The sequence below is a fragment of the Helicobacter canadensis MIT 98-5491 genome, from assembly GCF_000162575.1.
In the GTDB taxonomy this organism is placed as follows: Bacteria; Campylobacterota; Campylobacteria; order Campylobacterales; family Helicobacteraceae; genus Helicobacter_D; species Helicobacter_D canadensis.
Map to the genome: position 1 here is coordinate 1,366,138 of NZ_CM000776.2, position 21,288 is coordinate 1,387,425.

The following is a 21,288-nucleotide window of genomic DNA, read 5'->3' on the forward strand; positions in this document are numbered from 1 at the left end:
TTATAAAAACAATTGGAACAAACTTTGCTTTTAAAAACACTAAAAACACTTAAGGATAAGTTATGAAAAAAACCACGCATTTTTTAAAAGCCATTTTCCCAAGTCTTGCTTTTATTTATGGATTTTTGTTTAATGGTTGTGCCACTACAGATCCACAAATTTCCTTTAAGCCTCCAGCCTATGTTGAAGAATTACCCCCCAAAGAAGAGGAAGATAATTTCGGGAATCCAGGTAGCATTTTTGGGCGAGGAGATAATCTGCTTTTTTCTGACAGACGCGCAATGCAGCTAAATGATCTAGTAACCGTCATTATCAATCAAACAGCTCAAGCAAGTTCAAGTGCTAACAAAAACCTTAATGAAAACTCAAGCGGAACTTTTGGAGGACCAAGCCTTTCTTATGCAGGATCTAGCTCAAGCATTGGAAGCATTGTCAATGGAATCAACAATGCCACAGGTTTTGGAATCAATCTAGGAAATAACACTTCTACTTATGCAGGAACAGGAACTCAAAACCGCCAAGAAACTTTTACAACAACTATTGCCGCAAGAATTATTAAAGTTTTACAAAATGGTAATTATTTTATTGAAGGTAGTCGCGAAGTGCTAATTAATGGCGAAAAACAAATTATTCATCTAAGCGGCGTTGTTCGCCCAACAGACATTGCAAGAAACAATACTATAGAATCTCAATACATTGCCGATGCAAAAATTATGTATGACACTCAAGGAGAGCTCAAGAAAAGCACAGAAAAAGGCTGGGGAACAAAACTCATTGAATCAGTTTGGCCTTTTTAATTCTTTACTTTTCCTAAATTTCTAGGAAAAGCTCCCTTTTAAAAAACTTTTCTTTATTAAAAAAACATAAACTTCAAAAATCCCTATTCAAAACAAAAAGACTAAGATTTTTTTAGCTTAAAATGTGATAAAATACGCCATTTTTAACAAAAAAGGACTTGCGTGCAACAACAATACTTCATAGGGACAAGAGGAGGCGATTGCCCTTCTATAACTTTTAAAGATGCTCTTTTAAACCCCAATGCCCCTTATGGCGGATTATATACATTAAAAAATTTACCCACTTTTTCTAAAGAAGAAATTCAATCCTTTGCAAATTTAGATTATACTTCTCTTGCAAAAAATATTTTTAAAGCATTGGGATTAGGCATTGTAGATTCAATCCTTGAAAATGCTCTAAAACTCTACAAAAACTTTGATGATTCAAAAATTCCCGCTCCACTTGAAAAAATCAACGAAACGCTTTATATCCAAAAACTTTATTGTGGTCCAACACGCGCCTTTAAAGATATGGCATTGCAACCTTTTGGTTCAATCTTTAGTGATTTTATTAGCAATTCTTCTAAAGAATATCTTATTTTAACTGCTACAAGTGGCGACACTGGTCCTGCTACCCTCCAAAGCTTTGCAAATAAACCACATATTAAAGTCGTTTGCATTTATCCAAAAGGTGGCACAAGTGATGTCCAACGCCTACAAATGACAACCCTAGAAGCAAAGAATCTCAAAGTTATTGGAATTAATGGAAATTTTGATGATGCACAAAATATGTTAAAAAATCTCTTGAAAGATGAAAATTTCAAAGCAACCTTGGAGCAAAAAAATATTTCTTTAAGTGCTGCAAATTCTGTAAATTTTGGCAGAATCGCATTTCAGATTCTTTATCATATCTACTCTAGCTTACAAGTTTATAACCTAACCAAAAAACCTGTCCATATTATTGTGCCAAGTGGAAATTTTGGGAATGCACTTGGTGCATTTTATGCAAAAATAATGGGCTTCCCTATCCAAAAAATTTGGATTGCTTCAAATTCTAATAACATTCTTACAGAATTTATCCAAACAGGAATCTATGATATTTCCCATAAATCCTTACAAAAAACCTATTCTCCTGCGATGGATATTCTAAAAAGCTCTAATGTAGAACGAATCTTATTTGCCCTCTTTGGAGAAAATCGCACAAGAGAACTAATGGAAAGCCTTGAAAAAAACAAAAAATATTCCCTTGAAAAATCAGAACTTCAAAAAATACAACAATATTTTGAAGCCACTTTTTGTGAAGATTCTTATTGCCTTGAAACGCTTAAAAAATACGCTACTATGGGGATTATTATTGATCCACACACAGCTTGTGGTATTAAGGCTTATGAGCAAATCCAAAGCCTTGATTCTAGCATTCCTTGCATACTTTGCTCCACCGCAGAATGGACTAAATTTGCACCAACTCTCACAAAAGCCTTGGGAATGGGAGATTTAAGCGATGAAGAGGCACTGCATACTCTTGCACAAAAATTCTCCATCTCCATTCCAAAACAAATTTTGGAACTCTTCACTAAAAATGAAATTCACACTCAAGTTGTAGACAAAGACTTACTTCCACAAACTATTTTACAATGGCTATAAGAAGGACTAATATGCTATATTTTTCAGAACTTTTATTAAAACTCCAACAATTTTGGCAAGAACAAGGCTGTCTAATCATTCAACCCTATGATATTCCAGCGGGTGCAGGGACTTTTCACCCTGCAACTTTGCTTAGAAGTCTTGATTCTAAGCCTTGGAGTGTTGCTTATGTCGCTCCCTCTCGTCGCCCAACAGATGGGCGTTATGGAGAGAATCCTAATCGCTTAGGCAGTTACTATCAATTTCAAGTTTTAATTAAGCCAAATCCTGATAATATCCAAGAACTCTATCTTAAAAGTCTTGAATTTCTAGGGCTTAATCTCAAAGATCACGATGTGCGTTTTATTGAAGACAATTGGGAATCTCCAACACTTGGAGCTTGGGGACTTGGTTGGGAAGTGTGGCTTGATGGAATGGAAGTTACACAATTTACTTACTTCCAACAAGTTGGGGGAATCCCTTGCGAACCTGTGGCAGTAGAAATTACTTATGGGACAGAGCGTCTTGCAATGTATTTACAAGGTGTTGAAAATATTTTTGATATTGCATGGAATGAACATTACACTTATGCGGATGTCCATTTAGAAGGAGAATATGAATTTTCAAAATACAATTTTGAAGTAGCTGATACTAAAATGCTTTTTGAATTTTTTGCCAAAATGCAAGAAGAAGGTAGAAGAGCCCTAGAAGCTGGACTTCCCTTACCCGCTTATGATTGTGCTATGTTGGCTAGTCATCTTTTTAATGTGCTTGATGCTAGAAAAGCTATTTCAGCTACCGAACGCCAAAACTATATCTTAAAAATTCGCGATCTCTCAAAAGCTTGTGCAATACTTTACAAAGAGCAAGAACCAATGCGTATGGAGCGTTTAGAAAATGCAAAAAAACCTAAAAAATAGCATTTCACAAATTTTAGTTGATTTAGATTCATTAAGTCCTTTTTCCTTACAAGAATCATGGGATAATTCTGGATTGATTTTAGGAAGTAAAGAAGGGAGTTTTAAGCAAATTTATGTTGCACTAGAAGTTACTCAAGATCTTTTAGAGCAAATGGAAGCAGATTCTGTGCTTATCACACATCATCCCTTGATTTTCTCCCCACTAAAGCAGATTATTAGCGAATATTACCCTTCTTCTTTGCTTCATTTAGCTATTCAAAAAAATATTCAACTCATTGCGATGCATACTAATTTTGACAAAACACATTTTGGTAAATATGTCACAAAAGAAATTCTAGGAATCAAAAATTTCTCACAAGAAGAATTTTTAGTGCAGTTTCAATGGGATAATGATTTTCATTCACTTTGCACCTTAATTAAAGAAAAATTCAAACTCCAAACCCTAAAAATTACCCAAACCACAAACCCACAATGCAAAAATATTGGACTTATCACCGGAAGTGGAGGAAGCTTCATAGGCAAATTAAGCCACATTGATTGCTTTATCACAGGAGACATTAAATATCACGATGCTATGGAGGGAATGCAAAAAAATATCCATCTCATTGATTGCGGACATTATGAATTAGAGCGGTATTTTGGGGAGATTCTCTTGCCACTTTTGACAAATCTTGGCTATAAAGCTATAATTTTAGATTCAAAAAATCCCTTTAGCTACATTTAAAGGTCATTTTAAAATCGGAGTAATTTATGAATAAACACTTAACCCAACTCATAGAAATTGCAAATCTTGATAAAGAAATTGATTCTTTTGAACCAAGAATCAAAGAAGCCAACCAAGAATTAAATCAACTTTTGTCTGAAGAAAATGCACTGCAAACTCAAGTAGATGAGATTAAAAATACAGCAAAAGATATTTCTCTCTCTATTCAAAAAAATGAAAATCACCTAGAAGATCTTTCTTTGAAACTCGAAGAAATTGCCAAAAAAACTAAGCTTATAAAAACCGAAAAAGAAAGCAAAGCCTTAAGCTTGGAAGAAGAGCTTGCAAAAGAGCAAATCACTTTTGCTAATGAAGAAATCGTGCGTCTAAACACTCTTTTAGAAACCAAAAATGGCAATATCAAAGAATTGCAAGACAAGATTAACACACTCCAAGAATCACAGAAAGAAATTGAAAAAAAAGTAGAAACAGAAATTCAAAAAATCAAAAAAGAACAACAAGAAGTTTTTGACAAAAAAGAAACACTCATCAAAGCAATGGATCAAAAAATCATCTCTTTTTATGAAAAAATCCGCAAATGGGCAAAAAATACAAGTGTAGTGCCTATCACTAGACAAGCTTGTGGAGGTTGTTTTATTCGCATTAATGACAAAATTTACTCTGATGTTATTCGCTCTGATGATATTATCACCTGCCCACATTGCGGAAGAATCCTTTATAATCAAGAAGAAAATGCTTAAAATCTTATGGGTTTATTTGTAAGCTTTTACTATTTACTCCTTTGCATAGCGCATATTTGCGCCTTGCCTTTTTTATTTTTTTTAAGTTTTAAATCCAAATATACAACTTCCATTAAAAGGCGTTTTTTTCTTCCCCATTTTATTAATAGCAAAATGCAAATCCACTGGTTTCATGCCTGTTCATATGGTGAAGTAAAATCCCTGCAAGGAATCATCACAAGCCTAAGCTACCTTTTAAAGCCCAACGAACAAATTCTCTTAACCACCACCACACAAACAGGCTACACTCTAGCCAAACAGCTTTTTCCAAATGCCATCACTTGTTTTTTACCTTTTGAAACTTTTATCCCCTTTTGGACTAAGAATCTCAAAATCAAAAGTCTCACTTTAATAGAAGCTGAACTTTGGCTTATGCCCTTATTCTGCGCTAAAAATAAAAAAGCCTCCACCCTTTTAATCAATGCTAGAATCTCATCAAATTCATACAATAAATATCGTAAGCTAACTTTCTTTTATCGCAGACTTTTTACCCTTGTTGATAATATATTTTGTCAAGAGAAAAAAGATAAACAATACCTTAAAACTCTAGGGGCAAAAAATATTAAAGTTTTTGGAAATCTCAAGCTCGCAGAAATTCCACAAATCACAAAACATTATCAAAAACCCTCTCAAGAATTATGGTTAATTGCTAGCACACATGAAAAAAATTCCCAACAAGAAGAAGTCTTAATTCTCAAAGAGATTCTAAAGATTCTTCCTAAAAATTCGCCCAATAATCCTAGAATCCTATTTGCCCCTCGTCATCCAGAACGCTTTAAATCTCTAATAAAAACACTCAATGCACTTCTTAAACAAAATCATTGCCCTAACCTAAGCGTTGCTTCTCAAAATGGAATCCAAGTTAGCATTAATGCACCTTTTGGATTTATTGACACTCTAGGAGAATTAAACAATCTCTACTCTATTGCTTCACTAGTCATTTTAGGTGGGAGTTTTTTGCCAAATATTGGTGGGCATAATCCAATAGAACCGGCATTTTTTAGAACTAAACTCATTAGCGGTCCTTATATCTATAATCAAAAAAGTCTTTTTAAATCACTTCAAAATTATAGTTTAACTAACTTAGAAAACCTCCATAAAATACTCGCAAAATCCGATTTACTCCCTCCAAGTAAAATTACAAAAAAACTGGATATTACCAAAATTATCAATATTATAAGGAATGAAAAATGAAAACAAAACAAACTAAAAATTCACCCAAAAAAAATCAACACATTCCTACAAAGATTCCAAACAATGCACAAAAAGCTTATAAACTTTTAAGTGCGCAAGAAGGAATTTCCCACAATGAAGCAAAGAATCTTATTGATAGGGGGCTAGTTACTATTCAAGGAAAAAAGCTTAAAATTGCCCGTGCCTTACTTAGCCCAAATACTCATTTTAAAATCCAACAGCTCCCGCCTATTAAAATAATTTTTCAAGATGAAAATATCCTTGCCCTCTCTAAACCCGCTTTTTTAACTTCAGAAGAAATTGTTAAACTCTATCCTCAATGGGCACTACTCCATCGACTTGACAAAGAAACAAGTGGTGTCTTATTGCTCATTAAAGAAAATAGCCCATTTCATCTCAAAGCCAAAGAAGAATTCAAAAAAGAACAAATCTTTAAGCAATATGTTGCTATTGTAGAGGGAATCATTGATGAAGAGCAAGAAATTACCGAGCCCCTTATTATCCAAAAAGGGCATTTTGCTAAAGTCATTGTAGCTAAGAAAAATGGCATCAAAGCTTACACTAAAATCACTCCCATAGAAATTGAAAGCAAAAAAACCAAGTTAGAGATTCTTATCAAAACAGGAAGAACTCACCAAATAAGAGCACATTTAGCTCACATCAAACATCCTATTATTGGAGATACTTTCTATGGTGGCAAACCTGCTAATCGAATCTTGCTACACGCTCAAAAGATTGCACTACTGGGTTATAGCTTTGAAGATTCTCCGCCAAAAGAATTTCTTTTTCAATAGCATAAAAAAATTTTAAGTAACATTTTGATATATTCCAATGCTTATTTTTACATTGGAGTTTATAAAAATGAATGAAGCAAAATCAATTTGGATGGATGGCAAACTCGTGCCTTGGAAAGATGCAAAAATCCATGTATTAACCCACACTTTGCATTATGGAAATGCAGTATTTGAAGGAACAAGAGCCTATAAAACCGATAAGGGAATGGCTATTTTTAAACTTAAAGAACACACCAAACGACTTTTAAATTCTGCAAAAATCGTTGCAATTGATTCTCCTTATACACAAGAAGAGCTTGAAAAAGCACAAATTGAACTCATTAAAGATAATAATTTCACAAGTAACACTTACATTCGACCTCTAATTTATCTAGGGTATGGGGCTATGGGAGTTTATCACAAAAACTCTCCGGTGCAAGTTGCTATTGCAGCTTGGGAATGGGGTGCTTATCTTGGTGATGAGGGATTAGAAAAAGGTATCCGCGTAAAAACTTCATCACTCACTCGAAATTCTATAAAATCACTTTTTGGGAAAGCCAAAGCAGCTGGAAATTATCTCAACTCACAAATGGCAAAATTTGAAGCTATTGAATGTGGTTATGAAGAAGCTTTACTACTTGATGATTCAGGAATGATTGCAGAAGGTAGTGGAGAATGCTTTTTTATCGTTAGAGAAGGCAAGCTAATCACTCCACCCAATGATTCTTCTTTAGAATCCATTACACAAGATTCCGTAATTACTCTTGCAAAAGATCTAGGATTAGAAGTCATAAGACGCAATATCACACGCGATGAAGTTTATATTGCCGATGAAGCATTTTTCACAGGAACCGCAGCAGAAATAACTCCAATTCGCGAACTTGATTCTCGCATCATTGGTAATGGGCAAAGAGGAGAAATCACCTACAAACTCCAAAATGCCTTTTTTGATATTGTCTATGGACGCAACCCAAAATATAGCCATTGGCTAACTTATATTTCATAAAGGTTATTTATGCCTATTGATTTAAACGAACATTTAAGACAAAAAAATAAAAATTATAAACCTCAAAACGATAATAATAGCGGTAATGGTAATAACGGAAATAATCGCAATAAAGGTTTTCAAAACTATCCCAAAATGCCATCTTTTAACCTACCAAGTGGTAAAAAAATGGCAACACTTTATGCGCTTATCATTCTTATTGCACTTTTATTTTTACTTAAGCCTTTTACCATTATTAATAGTGGTGAGGTGGGAGTAAAAATCACCACTGGGGAATTTGATCCTACGCCATTGCAACCTGGAATTCACTTTTTCATTCCCGGAATTCAAAAAATTATCCCTGTAAATACCAAAGTAAGAATCGCAGAATTTACAAGCTCTGAAACACAGAATTTTCGTAATATTGATGAAGGGAGCATTAGAGACAAAGCTATTAGTGTGCTTGATTCAAGAGGCTTATCTGTATCTGTGGAATTAGCTGTTCAATACCGCTTAGATCCACTAGGAGTGCCCCAAACTATCGCTACTTGGGGGCAAAATTGGGAAGAAAGAATTATTATTCCTGTTATTCGTGAAATTGTCCGCAATGTCGTAGGAAGTTTTCCTGCTGAAGAATTGCCAACCAAACGCAATGAAATTGCTACACTCATCGATCAAAGATTCCGCGAAAATATTAATAACCTAGAAAATCGCCCAGTGCAATTAGAATCAATCCAACTCACAGAGATTGTTTTGCCTATAGCTATCAAAGAACAAATTGAACGCGTGCAAGTTGCAAGACAAGAAGCAGAAAGAGCAAGATATGAGGTAGAAAGAGCAAAACAAGAAGCAGAAAAACAAGCTGCCCTAGCCAAAGGTGCTGCTGATGCAACAATTATTCAAGCAGATGCACAAGCTAAAGCCAACCGAATTATTAGTCAAAGCTTAAGTAATTCACTTTTGCAGCTCCGCCAAATTGAAGTGCAAGGTAAATTCAATGAAGCGCTTCAAAATAATCGTGATGCAAAAATTTTCTTAACTCCAGGTGGTTCTACCCCAAATATTTGGCTTGACTCTAAAGATACGCAAAGATCAAGCTCTGCAGGACAATAAGTGGAAATTTTAGAAACTATTGCTTGGGATAAACTCCAAAATGGACTTATTCCAGCTATTGCTCAAGATTACCAAACCAATGAAGTTTTAATGCTTGCTTTTATGAATAAAGAAGCTTTGGAACTTAGTTTGCAAAGTGGCTATGCTCACTACTTTTCACGCACAAAAAATCGCCTTTGGAAAAAAGGTGAGCAAAGCGGTCATACACAAGAGATTATTGAATGTTATCTTGATTGCGATAAGGATACTTTGCTGCTTAAAGTCAAACAAAAGGGAGTTGCCTGCCACACAGGCAATCACACTTGCTTTTTTAATCAAATTACTTTAGATTCCATAGTGCAAAAATCTTCCAAAACGATTGATACTTCCAATCTTTATGGTGCTATTGATACGCTTTATCACACCTTGCTAGAACGAAAAAATTCCGATCCAAATACCTCTTATACCGCCTCTTTATATCACAAAGGCGAAAACACTATTGCTAAAAAAATCGTTGAAGAAGCGGCTGAATTAGGCTTTGCCATCAAAGATAAAAATGCTAAAGAAATTATTTATGAGACTGCTGATTTACTCTACCATTCTCTTGTTGGATTAGCCTATAGAGATCTAAGCCCCGACTTAGTCAAGCAAGAGATCATTCGACGCTTTGGACTGAGTGGAATTGAAGAAAAAAATTCTAGAGAAAAGTAATGCAACTAACTCTTGAATCTTTCCTTTCACTCTTAACACAATTTACTCAATATTTTTCATTGTATGATTACCTAATCCTTTCATCAATTTTTTTAGGAATCTTGCTTTTCTTTCTCTTAAGCATCCTTTTGTCTTCAAATACTATTGTGTGTTTTTTAATGCTTTTTATGAGTGCTATTTTATTTTTTGCCTCTCCTTTTATTTATCAATATATTATGCAAACCTATCTCAAAAAAATAGAACTCACTCTTTCCCATAATAGCAAACTACAATATGATGACATCTACTACATCAAAGGCACAATCAAAAATGCCGGATCTCTTGATTTAAAAGGTTGTGTGGTAACAACAAACTTTATACCTAAAAATTCTAATCAATTCCAACAAATCAAATACACAATAAGGCCTATTTTTCGCCACAAAGAGACTTACAAAAAACCCCTAAAAAAACAAGAATCTTTTGAATTTGAAGCATTATTTGAAGCTCCAAAATCTCTTATTTATTCTAATTACAAACTTCAAACTCAAGCGGATTGCTATTAAATGAAAATTGCCATTAGTGTTGGAGATATTAACGGAATTGGACTAGAAATTTTACTCAAAAGTCATCAAAAAATTTCTAAAATTTGCACTCCGCTTTATTGCATTGATAAACCCCTTCTTAAAAAAGCAGCTAGGATACTTGATATTAAAATCCCAAAAAACCTTATCTGCATTTCTCCAAATGCCAAAATTCCAGAAATTATCCCTGCTACACTAACCAAAGAAAGTGGAGCTTATTCTTATGCTAGTTTTCTTTGTGCTTTAAATCTCACACAAAACAAACAAGCCAAAGCCTTAACTACACTCCCAATCCATAAAAAAGCGTGGCAATTAGCCAATATTCCCTATGCAGGACATACTGAAGCTTTTAGAGATTTATTCAAACAAGATGCGATTATGATTTTAGGCTCCCCCAAACTTTATGTCGCTTTATTTACCGATCACATACCCCTTAAAGAAGTGCCCAATAAAATCACCGAAGAATCCTTAACAAGCTTCCTTTTAAATCTTGCTCCCCACATCACCAAAACACCCTGTGGAGTTTTGGGTTTAAATCCGCACGCTGGTGATTTAGGCGTTCTAGGCAATGAAGAAAATGCAATCAAACAAGCAATCCATTGCGTTAATGAACAATTAGGCAAAGAAATCTTTATTGGGCCACTCGTTCCTGATACTGCTTTTATTGGCAAACACTTAAAATACTATGTTGCTATGTATCACGATCAAGGACTAATTCCGCTTAAAACACTTTATTTTAAAGAAAGTATCAATTTTACTTTAAATCTCCCTATCATTCGCACTTCTGTAGATCATGGCACGGCTTTTGATATTGCCTATCACAACAAAGCCAACCTAAAAAGCTATTTTAATGCCATTAAAGAAGCTATTTTCCGTTCCAAAAATTCAAAAAAGCAAACTATGCTAACAAAAAATACTCCATTGAAATTCTAAAATTTTCAACAAAACACTTCACTCGCCATAGCCATATTTTTCTACCACAAAATCGATATCCTTATCCCCTCTACCACTAAGATTCACAAGAATTTTTTTACCCTTTAATTCTGGTGCAATCTTTAGCGCATAGGCTAGAGCATGACTAGATTCAATAGCAGGGATAATGCCCTCTTTTTTACTCAACGCAAAAAACGCACTAATGGCTTCCTTATCACTAATAGCTGCAATCTTTGTGCGTCCGATACTATGCAAATACGCGTGTTCTGGTCCCACACTTGGGTAATCAAGCCCACTTGCCACACTATATACCGGTGCTGGTTCTCCATGAGAATCTTTAAGCATTATGCTATTAAATCCGTGCATCACACCCTCACTTCCATAGCTTAGACTTGCTGCATGCTCTCCAAGCGCACTGCCACGCCCTAGTGGCTCCACACCCACAAGATCTATGGCATCATCAATAAAACCACTAAAAATTCCCATAGCATTGCTTCCGCCACCCACACACGCACACACAATATCTGGTAATTCCCCTGTCATCTCCAAAAATTGCTCTTTAGATTCAATACCCACAATCGCTTGAAAATCACGCACCATTTTAGGAAATGGGTGAGGACCTACCACAGAACCAATGGCATACATCGTGTTTTTTGGATCACTCAAATATGCTTCAAAGGCTGAATCTACGGCTTCTTTAAGCGTTTTGGCTCCACGACTTACGCTCACAACCTTAGCCCCCAAAATCTTCATACGCACGACATTTGGGTGTTCTTTTGCTATATCCATCTCACCCATATGAATCTCACACTCTAGCCCAAAATACGCTGCAGCAGTAGCCAAAGCCACGCCATGTTGCCCTGCTCCAGTTTCTGCTATGAGCTTCTTTTTGCCCATAAATTTTGCCAAAAGTGCCTCGCCCATACAATGATTAAGCTTGTGAGCGCCGGTGTGATTTAAATCCTCTCGCTTGAGATAGATTCCCGCACCGCCATATTCTTTGGTTAAATTATGTGCAAAATAAATTGGTGTAGGGCGCCCTTGAAAGTGTTTACGAATCTTGCGAAGCTCTGCGATAAAATCGCTATTTTGCGCGATAAGATTATAGGCTTGATTAATCTCTTCCATAGCCTTAGCAATAGGCTCTGGCACAAAACTTCCACCAAATTTGCCAAAAAATCCATTTTCATCAGGAAATTGTTTGAGATAGGGTGCTTGCATTTTTCATCCTTAAATATTTGCATTTTTAGATAATTATACCTTAGGCAAATTAAATTTTGCCAAAGATTATTCATTCAAAGCAAAATTAACCTTACAAAAAACTCTTAAGTTACTTTTTTGTATCATTTTATATTCAATTTTATTATTTTGGAAATTTTAATGCAAAAATTTAATTATAAAGATTCGGGCGTAGATATTGCAGAGGGCAACGCATTAGTAGAAAGCCTAAAAGGGCTTGTCAAATCAACTTTTAATGCTAATGTTTTAGGCGGAATTGGTTCTTTTAGTGGAGCTTATGCACTTCCTAGTGGATATAAAGAACCTGTGATTCTAGCCGCCACTGATGGCGTTGGGACAAAGCTTCGCCTAGCAATTGATTATGGAATCTTAGATAGCGTGGGGATTGACTTAGTAGCAATGTGCGTGAATGATCTTATCTGTAATTTTGCTACTCCTTTATTTTTCTTAGACTACTACGCTACAGGAAAACTTGATAAAAATAAGGCTTTAGAAGTGATTAAAGGTATCACTCAAGGTTGCTTGGAAGCTGAATGCGCCTTAATTGGTGGAGAAACTGCTGAAATGCCTGGAATGTATGAAGGAAAAGATTTTGACCTTGCAGGATTTGCTGTTGGAATTGGAGAGAAAGAAATCGTTCAAAGAGAAAATCAAGCCAAGGCGGGAGATGTATTAATTGCGCTTCCAAGTAGCGGAATCCACTCAAATGGATATTCATTAGTGCGAAAGATTCTAAGCCAAAATAAAATTGATTTGGAAGCTAATTTTGATGGCAAACCTCTTATTCAAACCTTGCTAACGCCCACTAAAATCTATGTTAAAACTTTCAAAAAACTCCAAAATAAAATCAAAGCCTTAGCACACATTACAGGAGGCGGAATCATTGAAAATCTTCCAAGATGCCTTCCTAATAACCTTGATGCCCTCATCAAAGAAAACCAAATCAAAACTTTACCTATTTTTGATTTACTAACAAAATACACCGAAGAAACAGATAAATACCGCACCTTTAATATGGGTGTCGGTATGATTTTTGTTTGCTCTCAAGAAGATGCAGATTTTGTTGCAAAAGAATCCCAAGGATACATTCTAGGAGAACTCACAAAAGGTAATCACGAAATAAAATTTGTCTAAAATGCGTCTTTATGCTATAATGTTAAGAACTTTCTATAAAAAGGCTGATATTATGTTAGCTAACATAAAGCGTTTTTTTAAAATTTATCCGCTTCCCATTTTTGTGCTTTTGTTAGTGTTTGCTATTTATTATTCTATTTTTGAAATTTTAAAAAAGCAAGATCTAAAAACAACAAAACCTATTACCGAAGCAGAACTTATGCAGAGTGAAACCCCAAAAGAATCACCAACTACCCCCGAGCCTATACAAGATCCAAAGCTAGAAACTCCACAACCCAATACACCAACATTAGTAGAAAATAAGATAGAAGAAAAAGTGGAGATTAAAGTAGAAAATAAAAAAATAATTACTTCTAAAGTTCCCTCACTTAATATTCGTCAAGAACCCAATGTCAATTCTGCTATTATTGGCAAACTTACACCTTATATTCAAGCCATTGTTTTAGAAGATAATGGCGAATGGTTTTTAATTGGAGCAAGTCAAAATAGCAAAGCATTGGGTTGGGTTGTAAAGACCTACACACAAACCCTACCTCAAAAAGTTATTTCTCAAGACACGGAAGTGATCAAGATTGATTTACCTCAATTTTTTACTTCATTAGCTCCACGGCTTAATATTCGTCAAATGCCAAGCACACAAGCAAAGGTTCTAGGCGTTCTCACACCTGAAGATAGTGTTGAAGTTTTAGAGAGTGCTGGAGAATGGGTAAAAATCCAAGATATTAACCCCACTTCTAATAAAAGCGGTTGGGTAATGAGAAGATTTCTTAAAGAGATTTAATCTATGCAATTTGCCGTTATTGGAAATCCTATTACTCACTCTCTTTCACCACTTTTGCATAACTCCGCTTTTAGAACTCTTGGAATCAAAGGTTACTATGGACGCTATTGCCTAGATAACTCAGAGAATTTTTCTACCCTAACCTCACTAAAACTTAAAGGTGCTAATGTTACCATACCTTACAAAGAAACCGCATTTTCACACTGCGATGAAGTTTTTGGAATCGCCAAACAAATCCAAGCGGTTAATACACTGGTTTTTAAAGAAAATAAACTTTTGGGTTACAATACCGATGCACTTGGCTTCTATCAATGTATTGAAAAATTCCAATTCAAAAATGCTCTCATTCTTGGTGCTGGAGGATCTGCAAAAGCGGTAGCCTGCATCTTAAAGGACAAAGGAATAACCACAACTATTCTCAATCGTTCCAAAGAAAGACTTGAATCTTTTATTGCCTTAGGATTTCAATGCTCCACTTATGACAATTTCTTTAAACAAGAATCTTATGATATTATTATCAACACTACACCCTCTGGATTAATCCAAAATTCCCTGCCTCTTGAAGAATCCAAATTAAAAGCCCTCTTAGAAGATTCTAAACTTGCCTTTGATTTAATCTATGGAATCCAAACTCCTTTTTTAAATCTTGCTAAGAATCTACACATTCCCACACAAGATGGAAAAATGATGCTCATTAACCAAGCTATCCTTGCTTTTGAAATTTTTATGGATTCTCTTGGAATCACTTATCATAAAAATAACCTCATTAGCAGTATGCAAAATGCCCTATAAAAAAGTTTTTATGCTACAATAAAAACAAAGGAGATATAATGAATACAACTATTACTTCGCGGCATTTTGAATTAACCGATTCGATTAAAAACTACATTTTTCGCCTTAGTGAAAGCTTAGAAAAATATAATCTCAATATTTTAAGCACACGCATTGTTATTTCCTATCAAGAAAAAAAGGGGAAAGAAAAGAAAAAGCGTTCTTATACAATCGATATTACTCTATCTATCGCCAAAACAAATACTATTGTCATTAGTCAAAAAGATAAAGATCTCTACACAGCTGCTGATCTAGCATTTTCGCGTATGCACAAAGTTTTGCGTCGCTACCACGATAAAATCAATCATAAACAAGCTACACCAAGTGAAGAGATCACAGCAATAGAAATCCTAAGAAACGAAGCCAAAGCTTCAAATCAAGAAGATGAAATTGTGCCAATGGATTTAGATTTACACAAACCTTTAGACATTGAAGATGCCTTAGAAAGGCTCAAAAGTAGCTCACAGCAATTCTTTGTTTTTAATGATAAAGATTCTAAAATGCGTGTGATTTACAAACGAATTGATGGAAAATACGGGCTTTACTAAAAAAATTTATCTTGTAGGTGGTGCGATTAGAGATTATCTCTTAGGGCTTCCCACCAAGGACAAAGATTATGTAGCAGTTGGATTTAGCGAAAATGATTTTCAACGCTACCAAAAAGTAGGCAAAAATTTTCCCGTTTTCCTTATTGATTCTCACACGCAAATTGCTCTTGCTAGAAAAGAAACCAAGACTACAAAAGGTTACAATGGTTTTAGTTATAAAACCGATAATGTCACATTGCTAGAAGATTTAAAAAGGCGTGATTTAAGCATTAATGCTATGGCATTAGACTTAAATTCAAACACTCTTATTGATCCCTTTAATGGCAAAAAAGATTTACAAAATAAGATTTTACGCCACACTTCACCTGCTTTTTGCGAAGATCCATTAAGAATCTTAAGACTTGCAAGATTTAAAGCAAAACTTGGCATTCACTGGAAGATTCACCCAAGCACCAAAGTTTTAGTCCATTCAATGAAAGAAGAATTAAAAACGCTAGAACCCAATCGTGTATTTGAAGAAATCAAACAAGTTTTAAGCCAGAAAAATAGCCATTTATTTTTTGAAACTCTCTTTGAGCTTGGTGTTTTAAAGGAAATCTTTCCCTCCATCTATGCACTCACCATACTAAAAGAATACAATCCCAATCACTTAGAATCCTCTGTTTTTGTCCATACAATGGAAGTTTTAAAACGCCTTGATAATGATTCTTTACTTCTTAAATTGACAGCTCTTTATCACAATATTGCAAAACCATACACTTATAGAAACTCTAAAAACCCTAATGAATATGATAATCCAAAAAAAGTAGAATCTCTTATTGATATGCAAATCCCAAAAACAATCCAAAAAAAAATGCTGATTTTAATTGGCAATCATATTAAAATTACTCATCTCTTTGCTATGCACCCTTCTAAAATACTTGATTTTTTTCATAGTTTCAAAGGCGATAAAACCCTCTTGCTTGATCAAATTAGATTCTTTGAAGCCGATTACAAAAGATGCATTAGTCAAGCTCAATATACCACACTTGAGAGTAAAAAGATCATTGAACTCTTTAGTCAAATCAACTCTTACTCTCCCAAAGAATGGATACAATCTCAAAAATCAAAACCCAATGGGAATCAAATCAAAGATCATATCCAAAAAGCCAAAATTAACCTTATTTCAAGCTTTTTAAGCACTCTTAGCGATAAGCAATCTCTCCGTGCAAAGCCTGATCCAAACCATTAATCTCTTGAGATTCTTCTACCCTAAGAGGATTAAAAAGGGCAATAATTTTTAAGATTACATAACTCACAACTCCTGATAACACAAAACAAGCCAAAACCGCTACAATCTGCACAACTAGCAAACTAACATCACCACTATAAAACAACCCTTCTCCAGCAGCATCTTCCTTGATGATTCCATTCACAGAACTTGTCGCAAAAAGCCCAGTTGCGATTCCGCCCCATATTCCACCAACTCCATGCAAACCAAAAGCATCTAAAGTATCATCATATCCAAATTTGGATTTTAAATAACTAATAGCAAAAAAACAAATAGGCGATGCTATAAATCCTATCAAAACTGCTGCAAAAGGCGTAACAAATCCAGCTGATGGTGTGATAGCTACAAGTCCTGCCACAATTCCTGTAATACTTCCCAATAAAGTAGGTTTGCCATATTTAATCCATTCTACCAACATCCACGAAAGCATTGCACCAACCACAGAAAAATTAGTTGTCAAAAATGCATTCACCGCAACAGAATTTACACTCAAAGCACTTCCTGTATTAAATCCAAGCCATCCCATCCAAAGAAAAACAGCTCCAATGAAAGAAAGAGGTAAATTATGAGGCATAATTCCTTGTGCATATTTTCTCTTACCAAGCATAATACAGCCCACAAGTCCAGCTACTCCAGCAGCGATATGCACTACTCCACCCCCTGCAAAGTCTAAAGAGCCAATCTCCATAAGCCAACCTCCGCCCCAAACCCAGTGTGCTAAAACATCATAAGCCAAAGTGCTCCAGCACAAAATAAAAATCAAAAGGGCACCAAAATGCATTCTTTCAGCCAAAGATCCTGTAATAATAGCCGCACCAATTACCGCAAAAAGCATTTGGAAGAACATAAATAAATTTTCACTAACATTGCCTACACTTTGCCCATCAATGCCCACTAAAAAAATATGATTCAAATTCCCAATCAACAATCCAATATCATCGCCAAAAGCTAAAGTATAACCTATAATAATCCACTGCAATGCAATTAAAGCATACAAAATAACACTATTAATTGTTGTGCTTAAAACATTATTACGATTAACCATTCCAGCATAAAACATACCCAAAGCAGGAGTCATTAACAAAACAAGCCCACTACAAGCAATCAAAAACAAAGTATCTACAGATAAAATCACATTCTCTGAAGCAAACCCAAAAACCGCTAACCCTAACATTAGTATAATTTTTTTCATCATCTAACACCCTTTTCTTTATTAAATTGCATCTGTCCCTTCTTGATTAGTGCGAATCCTAATTACATTACTCACAGGATAAATAATAATCTTTCCATCCCCAACATTACCTGTATTAAGACATTCTTTGGCTACTTGTATAATTTCATCAACCATACTTTCTTTACTCAAGATTTCAATCCGAATCTTTGGAAGCAAATCAATACGCATTTCATTCCCACGATACACTTCTGTTTTTCCTTTTTGGTTCCCAGCACCCATTACATTACTCACTGTCATTCCTTTAATGCCCTTTGCAGACAAAGTATCTTTAAGCACATTGAGCTTTTCAGAACGCGTTATAATTTCAACTTTGTAAATTTTCTCCATTGACATTCCTTTTTTTGAAATTCAAGTCGGAATTATACTAACTTAAAACTTAACTTAATTTTAATAACTAAATTATATTTTTAAGAAAATAATTATAAATTTTTTCTGCTACAATACTTTTTAATTTTACCCAAGGAATAATTTGTGCAAAAAGATATTGAAATTCAAAATTTTTTAGATCAAAATCTTCCTTTGATTCTTGATGTCCGATCTCCTAGAGAATATGAACTTTCTCACATTCCAACTGCCATTAATTTTCCTGTTTTACAAAATGATGAATTTGAAAGAGTTGGCACACTTTATAGGCAAGATGCCTTTGGAGCTAAGATTCTTGGAGCAAGTTTGATTTGTCAAAATATCTCCACTCATCTCTTAAAGCTTAAAGAAAAAATCACTCCTGCTATTCCTTTTGGAATCTATTGTGCTAGAGGTGGAATGCGTAGCCACTCTTTTGCCCTTATTTTGCAACACATTGGATATCGCGTTTTGGTGCTAGAGGGAGGCTATAAATCCTATCGTAAGTTCATAACTCAAAGCCTAGATCAAGCCCCCACACACCGATTCTTAACCCTCATTGGACCTACAGGCAGTGGTAAAAGTGAGATTATTAGTGCTTTTCATCACTCCTTAGATATTGAACAAATCGCTAAACACCTTGGCTCAAGTTTTGGTCAAATTTGCGGGAATCAACCTAGCGTTAAAATGTTTCAAAATCTAATTTTTACAAGATTAAGAGAATTACAAAATGCTCCTTTTGTGCTTGTTGAGGGAGAAAGCAAGAAGCTTGGCAATCTTATTTTGCCCACTCCACTCTATAATGCCTACCAAAAAGCACCCAAGATTCTTATCCTTTCACCCTTAGAGCAAAGAATCAAAAGAATCATCGCACAATATGGTAAAATTTCAGAAAAATTTTTCAAAGATTCGATGCAAAAAATTGCTCCCTTTATGAAAAAGCAATTTTGGCAAGAAGCCTATGATGCCTTTTTTGCCAATCAATTAGAAAAAGTTGCAGAAATTTTGCTGGTAGAATATTATGACAAAGTCTATAAAAAAGAATCTTTTCATCAAGTAGTGCATTATCAAAGCACTACCCAAGCCATTGCAGAAATCAAAGCTTTTGCAGAAGAATTTTATAAAATAAAGGAATAATTTTGGATAGTTATGAATATGGCGAATTACTTAAAGAGCTAGAAATCAAGCGACAAAATATTGAAAAAATTATGCAGCCTAGCCAATTACAATCAAGGATTGAAGAAATTGAATCTTTAGAGCAACAAAAAGAATTTTGGGAAGATTCTAAGAAAGCTGGAGAATACCAAAAAGAAAAAAAACGCTGCCTAAGACAGCTTGAAAAATACAAAGAGGCAAGTCTAGCCCTTAGTGATGCCAAAGAGCTTTTTGAACTCTCAAGCGATGATGAAGAAACACTTAATGAGCTTTTTAACGAAGCGCCAATGCTAGAAGAGCAAATCAAAAAAGCAGAAATTGAAGTTATGCTTAGCGGAGAACTTGATTCTAATAATGCAATCTTTACTATAACACCTGGAGCAGGTGGAACAGAATCGCAAGATTGGGCAAGTATGCTTTATCGAATGTATTTAAGGTGGGCGGAGAGATGCGGATTTAAAGTGGAACTTTTGGACTACCAAGAAGGCGATGAAGCAGGAATCAAAGATGCAAGTTTTATCATTAAAGGTGAAAATGCTTATGGTTACACGAAAGTTGAAAATGGGATTCACAGGCTTGTTCGAATCTCACCTTTTGATTCTAATGCCAAACGCCACACAAGCTTTGCCTCTGTGCAGGTAACGCCCGAAATTGATGATAACATTTCCATTGAAATTGAGGAAAAAGATTTACGAATTGATACTTATAGAGCAAGTGGAGCGGGCGGACAACATATCAATAAAACCGAATCTGCCATTCGTATTACCCATATTCCAACAGGAATTGTCGTGCAATGTCAAAATGATAGAAGTCAGCACAAAAATAAAGCCACTGCCCTAAAAATGCTAAAATCTAAACTCTATGAACTAGAACAGCAAAAACGCAATGAGCAAATTGCAAATGATGATAAAAGTGAGATTGGCTGGGGACATCAAATCCGATCTTATGTTTTAGCACCCTACCAACAAGTCAAAGATCTACGCTCCAATATCGCTTATAGTAATGTTGAAGCTATCTTAGATGGAGATATTGATTCTATCTTAGAAGGTGTGCTTATCCACATTAATTCCAAATAAGACACACCAATTATTTTGCAATCTAGAGATTAAGTTTTAGTCTCTAGATTAGATAAATTCTTTTGCGATAGAATCGCACCACTTCTCTATTCTTGCATCGGTTAAATCTTCTTGATTATCCTCATCTAAAATCAATCCTATAAATTCGCCCTCTATAGCCGAATTTGATTCTTCATATTCATAACCTTGTGTGCTAGTTTTACCAATTATTTTTGCAGTTTTAGAAACTTGATTATAAATCTCAAAAACTCCATTACTAAAAGTATCGCTATAAGTGTCTTGATCCCCAAGCCCTACAAGTGCAACTACTTTGCCTTCAAAATCTGATGGACTTAAAGCAGTTAAAAACTCTTCCCAATCACTTTGAATCTCACCGCTTCCATAAGTTGGTGTCGCTAAAATTAGATTTGTAAATCCTTTTAAATCTTCCTTAGAAGCTTTAGCTACATCAAAAACCTCTACCTCTTTAGAATGTTTTTCGCGTAAATTTGTAGCGATTTTTTCTGCAACTCTTTGAGTATTTCCGCCATCACTTCCATAAAATAATCCGATTTTACTCATAATTTTCTCCAAATTTTTAATTTAAATGCGGCGAGTCTAGAATAATT

At 34.9% G+C, this 21,288-nt stretch carries 23 protein-coding genes; 19 read left to right on the forward strand and 4 right to left on the reverse strand.

What is annotated here, in order from left to right; genetic code table 11:
- Positions 1-62: 62 nt before the first annotated feature.
- The 12 genes from flgH to pdxA all read left to right on the forward strand — a co-directional run bounded on the left by flgH (position 63) and on the right by pdxA (position 11,070).
- Complete coding sequence (flgH, locus tag HCAN_RS06715; protein WP_006656356.1) at positions 63-797, forward strand: flagellar basal body L-ring protein FlgH; 735 nt, start codon at positions 63-65, stop codon at positions 795-797.
- A gap of 162 nt (positions 798-959) precedes the next feature.
- Positions 960-2,420: a threonine synthase gene (gene thrC, locus HCAN_RS06720; protein WP_006656357.1), complete on the forward strand. Its 1,461-nt coding sequence runs from the start codon at positions 960-962 to the stop codon at positions 2,418-2,420.
- 11 nt (positions 2,421-2,431) lie between these two features.
- Entirely contained in the window at positions 2,432-3,319 is an 888-nt protein-coding gene (gene glyQ / locus HCAN_RS06725; protein ID WP_006656944.1) for a glycine--tRNA ligase subunit alpha, read from the forward strand.
- Complete coding sequence (locus tag HCAN_RS06730; RefSeq protein ID WP_006656359.1) at positions 3,297-4,043, forward strand: Nif3-like dinuclear metal center hexameric protein; 747 nt, start codon at positions 3,297-3,299, stop codon at positions 4,041-4,043. Before glyQ ends, HCAN_RS06730 begins: the two co-directional genes overlap by 23 nt.
- 26 nt (positions 4,044-4,069) lie before the next feature.
- Positions 4,070-4,783, forward strand: coding sequence for a zinc ribbon domain-containing protein (locus HCAN_RS06735; protein ID WP_006656360.1), 714 nt, complete (start codon positions 4,070-4,072; stop codon positions 4,781-4,783).
- 6 nt (positions 4,784-4,789) lie between these two features.
- Positions 4,790-6,016: a lipid IV(A) 3-deoxy-D-manno-octulosonic acid transferase gene (waaA, locus tag HCAN_RS06740; RefSeq protein ID WP_006656361.1), complete on the forward strand. Its 1,227-nt coding sequence runs from the start codon at positions 4,790-4,792 to the stop codon at positions 6,014-6,016.
- Positions 6,013-6,810: an RluA family pseudouridine synthase gene (locus HCAN_RS06745; RefSeq protein ID WP_006656362.1), complete on the forward strand. Its 798-nt coding sequence runs from the start codon at positions 6,013-6,015 to the stop codon at positions 6,808-6,810. Before waaA ends, HCAN_RS06745 begins: the two co-directional genes overlap by 4 nt.
- A gap of 67 nt (positions 6,811-6,877) precedes the next feature.
- Complete coding sequence (locus tag HCAN_RS06750) at positions 6,878-7,795, forward strand: branched-chain amino acid transaminase (protein WP_006656363.1); 918 nt, start codon at positions 6,878-6,880, stop codon at positions 7,793-7,795.
- 9 nt (positions 7,796-7,804) lie between these two features.
- Positions 7,805-8,887, forward strand: a complete 1,083-nt coding sequence (locus HCAN_RS06755; RefSeq protein WP_006656364.1) for a prohibitin family protein — start codon at positions 7,805-7,807, stop codon at positions 8,885-8,887.
- Positions 8,888-9,577 carry a bifunctional phosphoribosyl-AMP cyclohydrolase/phosphoribosyl-ATP diphosphatase HisIE gene (gene hisIE / locus HCAN_RS06760; protein ID WP_006656365.1) on the forward strand — a complete coding sequence of 230 codons (690 nt, stop codon included), beginning with the start codon at positions 8,888-8,890 and terminating at the stop codon, positions 9,575-9,577.
- A complete protein-coding gene (locus HCAN_RS06765) occupies positions 9,577-10,119 on the forward strand; it encodes a DUF2393 domain-containing protein (RefSeq protein WP_006656366.1) in 543 nt (180 codons plus the stop codon). The genes hisIE and HCAN_RS06765 overlap by 1 nt, the downstream gene beginning before the upstream one ends.
- Positions 10,120-11,070 carry a 4-hydroxythreonine-4-phosphate dehydrogenase gene (gene pdxA / locus HCAN_RS06770; protein WP_006656945.1) on the forward strand — a complete coding sequence of 317 codons (951 nt, stop codon included), beginning with the start codon at positions 10,120-10,122 and terminating at the stop codon, positions 11,068-11,070.
- A gap of 18 nt (positions 11,071-11,088) precedes the next feature.
- Here the strand turns inward: pdxA and trpB are convergent, their stop codons facing one another.
- The gene (gene trpB, locus HCAN_RS06775; RefSeq protein WP_006656368.1) at positions 11,089-12,291 is read right to left on the reverse strand and encodes a tryptophan synthase subunit beta; all 1,203 of its coding nucleotides are present in this window, start codon (positions 12,289-12,291) and stop codon (positions 11,089-11,091) included.
- Between the two features lie 159 nt (positions 12,292-12,450).
- Between trpB and purM the strand changes: the two genes are divergently transcribed.
- The 5 genes from purM to HCAN_RS06800 are packed head-to-tail and all read left to right on the forward strand — an operon-like array spanning position 12,451 to position 16,834.
- The gene (gene purM / locus HCAN_RS06780; protein WP_006656946.1) at positions 12,451-13,443 is read left to right on the forward strand and encodes a phosphoribosylformylglycinamidine cyclo-ligase; all 993 of its coding nucleotides are present in this window, start codon (positions 12,451-12,453) and stop codon (positions 13,441-13,443) included.
- A gap of 52 nt (positions 13,444-13,495) precedes the next feature.
- Complete coding sequence (locus HCAN_RS06785) at positions 13,496-14,224, forward strand: SH3 domain-containing protein (protein WP_231232580.1); 729 nt, start codon at positions 13,496-13,498, stop codon at positions 14,222-14,224.
- A gap of 3 nt (positions 14,225-14,227) precedes the next feature.
- The gene (locus tag HCAN_RS06790) at positions 14,228-15,016 is read left to right on the forward strand and encodes a shikimate dehydrogenase (protein ID WP_006656371.1); all 789 of its coding nucleotides are present in this window, start codon (positions 14,228-14,230) and stop codon (positions 15,014-15,016) included.
- Between the two features lie 38 nt (positions 15,017-15,054).
- Entirely contained in the window at positions 15,055-15,603 is a 549-nt protein-coding gene (gene hpf, locus HCAN_RS06795; RefSeq protein WP_006656372.1) for a ribosome hibernation-promoting factor, HPF/YfiA family, read from the forward strand.
- On the forward strand, positions 15,581-16,834 hold the full coding sequence (locus HCAN_RS06800; RefSeq protein ID WP_006656373.1) for a tRNA nucleotidyltransferase/poly(A) polymerase-related protein: 1,254 nt from the start codon (positions 15,581-15,583) through the stop codon (positions 16,832-16,834). The genes hpf and HCAN_RS06800 overlap by 23 nt, the downstream gene beginning before the upstream one ends.
- Here the strand turns inward: HCAN_RS06800 and HCAN_RS06805 are convergent.
- A complete protein-coding gene (locus tag HCAN_RS06805) occupies positions 16,788-18,005 on the reverse strand; it encodes an ammonium transporter (protein WP_172617277.1) in 1,218 nt (405 codons plus the stop codon). The two genes, HCAN_RS06800 and HCAN_RS06805, sit on opposite strands and share 47 nt — an antisense overlap.
- An 81-nt stretch (positions 18,006-18,086) precedes the next feature.
- Complete coding sequence (locus tag HCAN_RS06810) at positions 18,087-18,434, reverse strand: P-II family nitrogen regulator (protein ID WP_006656375.1); 348 nt, start codon at positions 18,432-18,434, stop codon at positions 18,087-18,089.
- 144 nt (positions 18,435-18,578) lie between these two features.
- On the opposite strand from HCAN_RS06810, the gene mnmH reads away from it, so the two are divergent.
- Both mnmH and prfB read left to right on the forward strand, forming a co-directional pair.
- On the forward strand, positions 18,579-19,586 hold the full coding sequence (gene mnmH / locus HCAN_RS06815) for a tRNA 2-selenouridine(34) synthase MnmH (protein ID WP_006656376.1): 1,008 nt from the start codon (positions 18,579-18,581) through the stop codon (positions 19,584-19,586).
- 2 nt (positions 19,587-19,588) lie between these two features.
- The gene (prfB, locus tag HCAN_RS06820; protein WP_006656377.1) at positions 19,589-20,680 is read left to right on the forward strand and encodes a peptide chain release factor 2; all 1,092 of its coding nucleotides are present in this window, start codon (positions 19,589-19,591) and stop codon (positions 20,678-20,680) included.
- A 48-nt stretch (positions 20,681-20,728) separates the two neighbouring features.
- Here the strand turns inward: prfB and HCAN_RS06825 are convergent, their stop codons facing one another.
- Entirely contained in the window at positions 20,729-21,241 is a 513-nt protein-coding gene (locus HCAN_RS06825) for a flavodoxin (RefSeq protein ID WP_006656378.1), read from the reverse strand.
- Positions 21,242-21,288: the final 47 nt, after the last annotated feature.

Excerpts from the sequence above, each read along its gene's own strand:
- HCAN_RS06790 (WP_006656371.1), top strand. The coding sequence starts at position 14,228 with ATGCAATTTGCCGTTATTGGAAATCCTATTACTCACTCTCTTTCACCA.
- HCAN_RS06745 (WP_006656362.1), top strand. The coding sequence starts at position 6,013 with ATGAAAACAAAACAAACTAAAAATTCACCCAAAAAAAATCAACACATT.
- HCAN_RS06765 (WP_006656366.1), top strand. The coding sequence starts at position 9,577 with ATGCAACTAACTCTTGAATCTTTCCTTTCACTCTTAACACAATTTACT.
- purM (WP_006656946.1), top strand. The coding sequence starts at position 12,451 with ATGCAAAAATTTAATTATAAAGATTCGGGCGTAGATATTGCAGAGGGC.
- HCAN_RS06755 (WP_006656364.1), top strand. The coding sequence starts at position 7,805 with ATGCCTATTGATTTAAACGAACATTTAAGACAAAAAAATAAAAATTAT.
- glyQ (WP_006656944.1), top strand. The coding sequence starts at position 2,432 with ATGCTATATTTTTCAGAACTTTTATTAAAACTCCAACAATTTTGGCAA.
- flgH (WP_006656356.1), top strand. The coding sequence starts at position 63 with ATGAAAAAAACCACGCATTTTTTAAAAGCCATTTTCCCAAGTCTTGCT.
- HCAN_RS06800 (WP_006656373.1), top strand. The coding sequence starts at position 15,581 with ATGGAAAATACGGGCTTTACTAAAAAAATTTATCTTGTAGGTGGTGCG.
- trpB (WP_006656368.1), bottom strand. The coding sequence starts at position 12,291 with ATGCAAGCACCCTATCTCAAACAATTTCCTGATGAAAATGGATTTTTT.
- HCAN_RS06750 (WP_006656363.1), top strand. The coding sequence starts at position 6,878 with ATGAATGAAGCAAAATCAATTTGGATGGATGGCAAACTCGTGCCTTGG.
- pdxA (WP_006656945.1), top strand. The coding sequence starts at position 10,120 with ATGAAAATTGCCATTAGTGTTGGAGATATTAACGGAATTGGACTAGAA.
- HCAN_RS06825 (WP_006656378.1), bottom strand. The coding sequence starts at position 21,241 with ATGAGTAAAATCGGATTATTTTATGGAAGTGATGGCGGAAATACTCAA.
- hpf (WP_006656372.1), top strand. The coding sequence starts at position 15,055 with ATGAATACAACTATTACTTCGCGGCATTTTGAATTAACCGATTCGATT.
- HCAN_RS06730 (WP_006656359.1), top strand. The coding sequence starts at position 3,297 with ATGCAAAAAAACCTAAAAAATAGCATTTCACAAATTTTAGTTGATTTA.
- HCAN_RS06785 (WP_231232580.1), top strand. The coding sequence starts at position 13,496 with ATGTTAGCTAACATAAAGCGTTTTTTTAAAATTTATCCGCTTCCCATT.
- HCAN_RS06735 (WP_006656360.1), top strand. The coding sequence starts at position 4,070 with ATGAATAAACACTTAACCCAACTCATAGAAATTGCAAATCTTGATAAA.
- waaA (WP_006656361.1), top strand. The coding sequence starts at position 4,790 with ATGGGTTTATTTGTAAGCTTTTACTATTTACTCCTTTGCATAGCGCAT.
- HCAN_RS06810 (WP_006656375.1), bottom strand. The coding sequence starts at position 18,434 with ATGGAGAAAATTTACAAAGTTGAAATTATAACGCGTTCTGAAAAGCTC.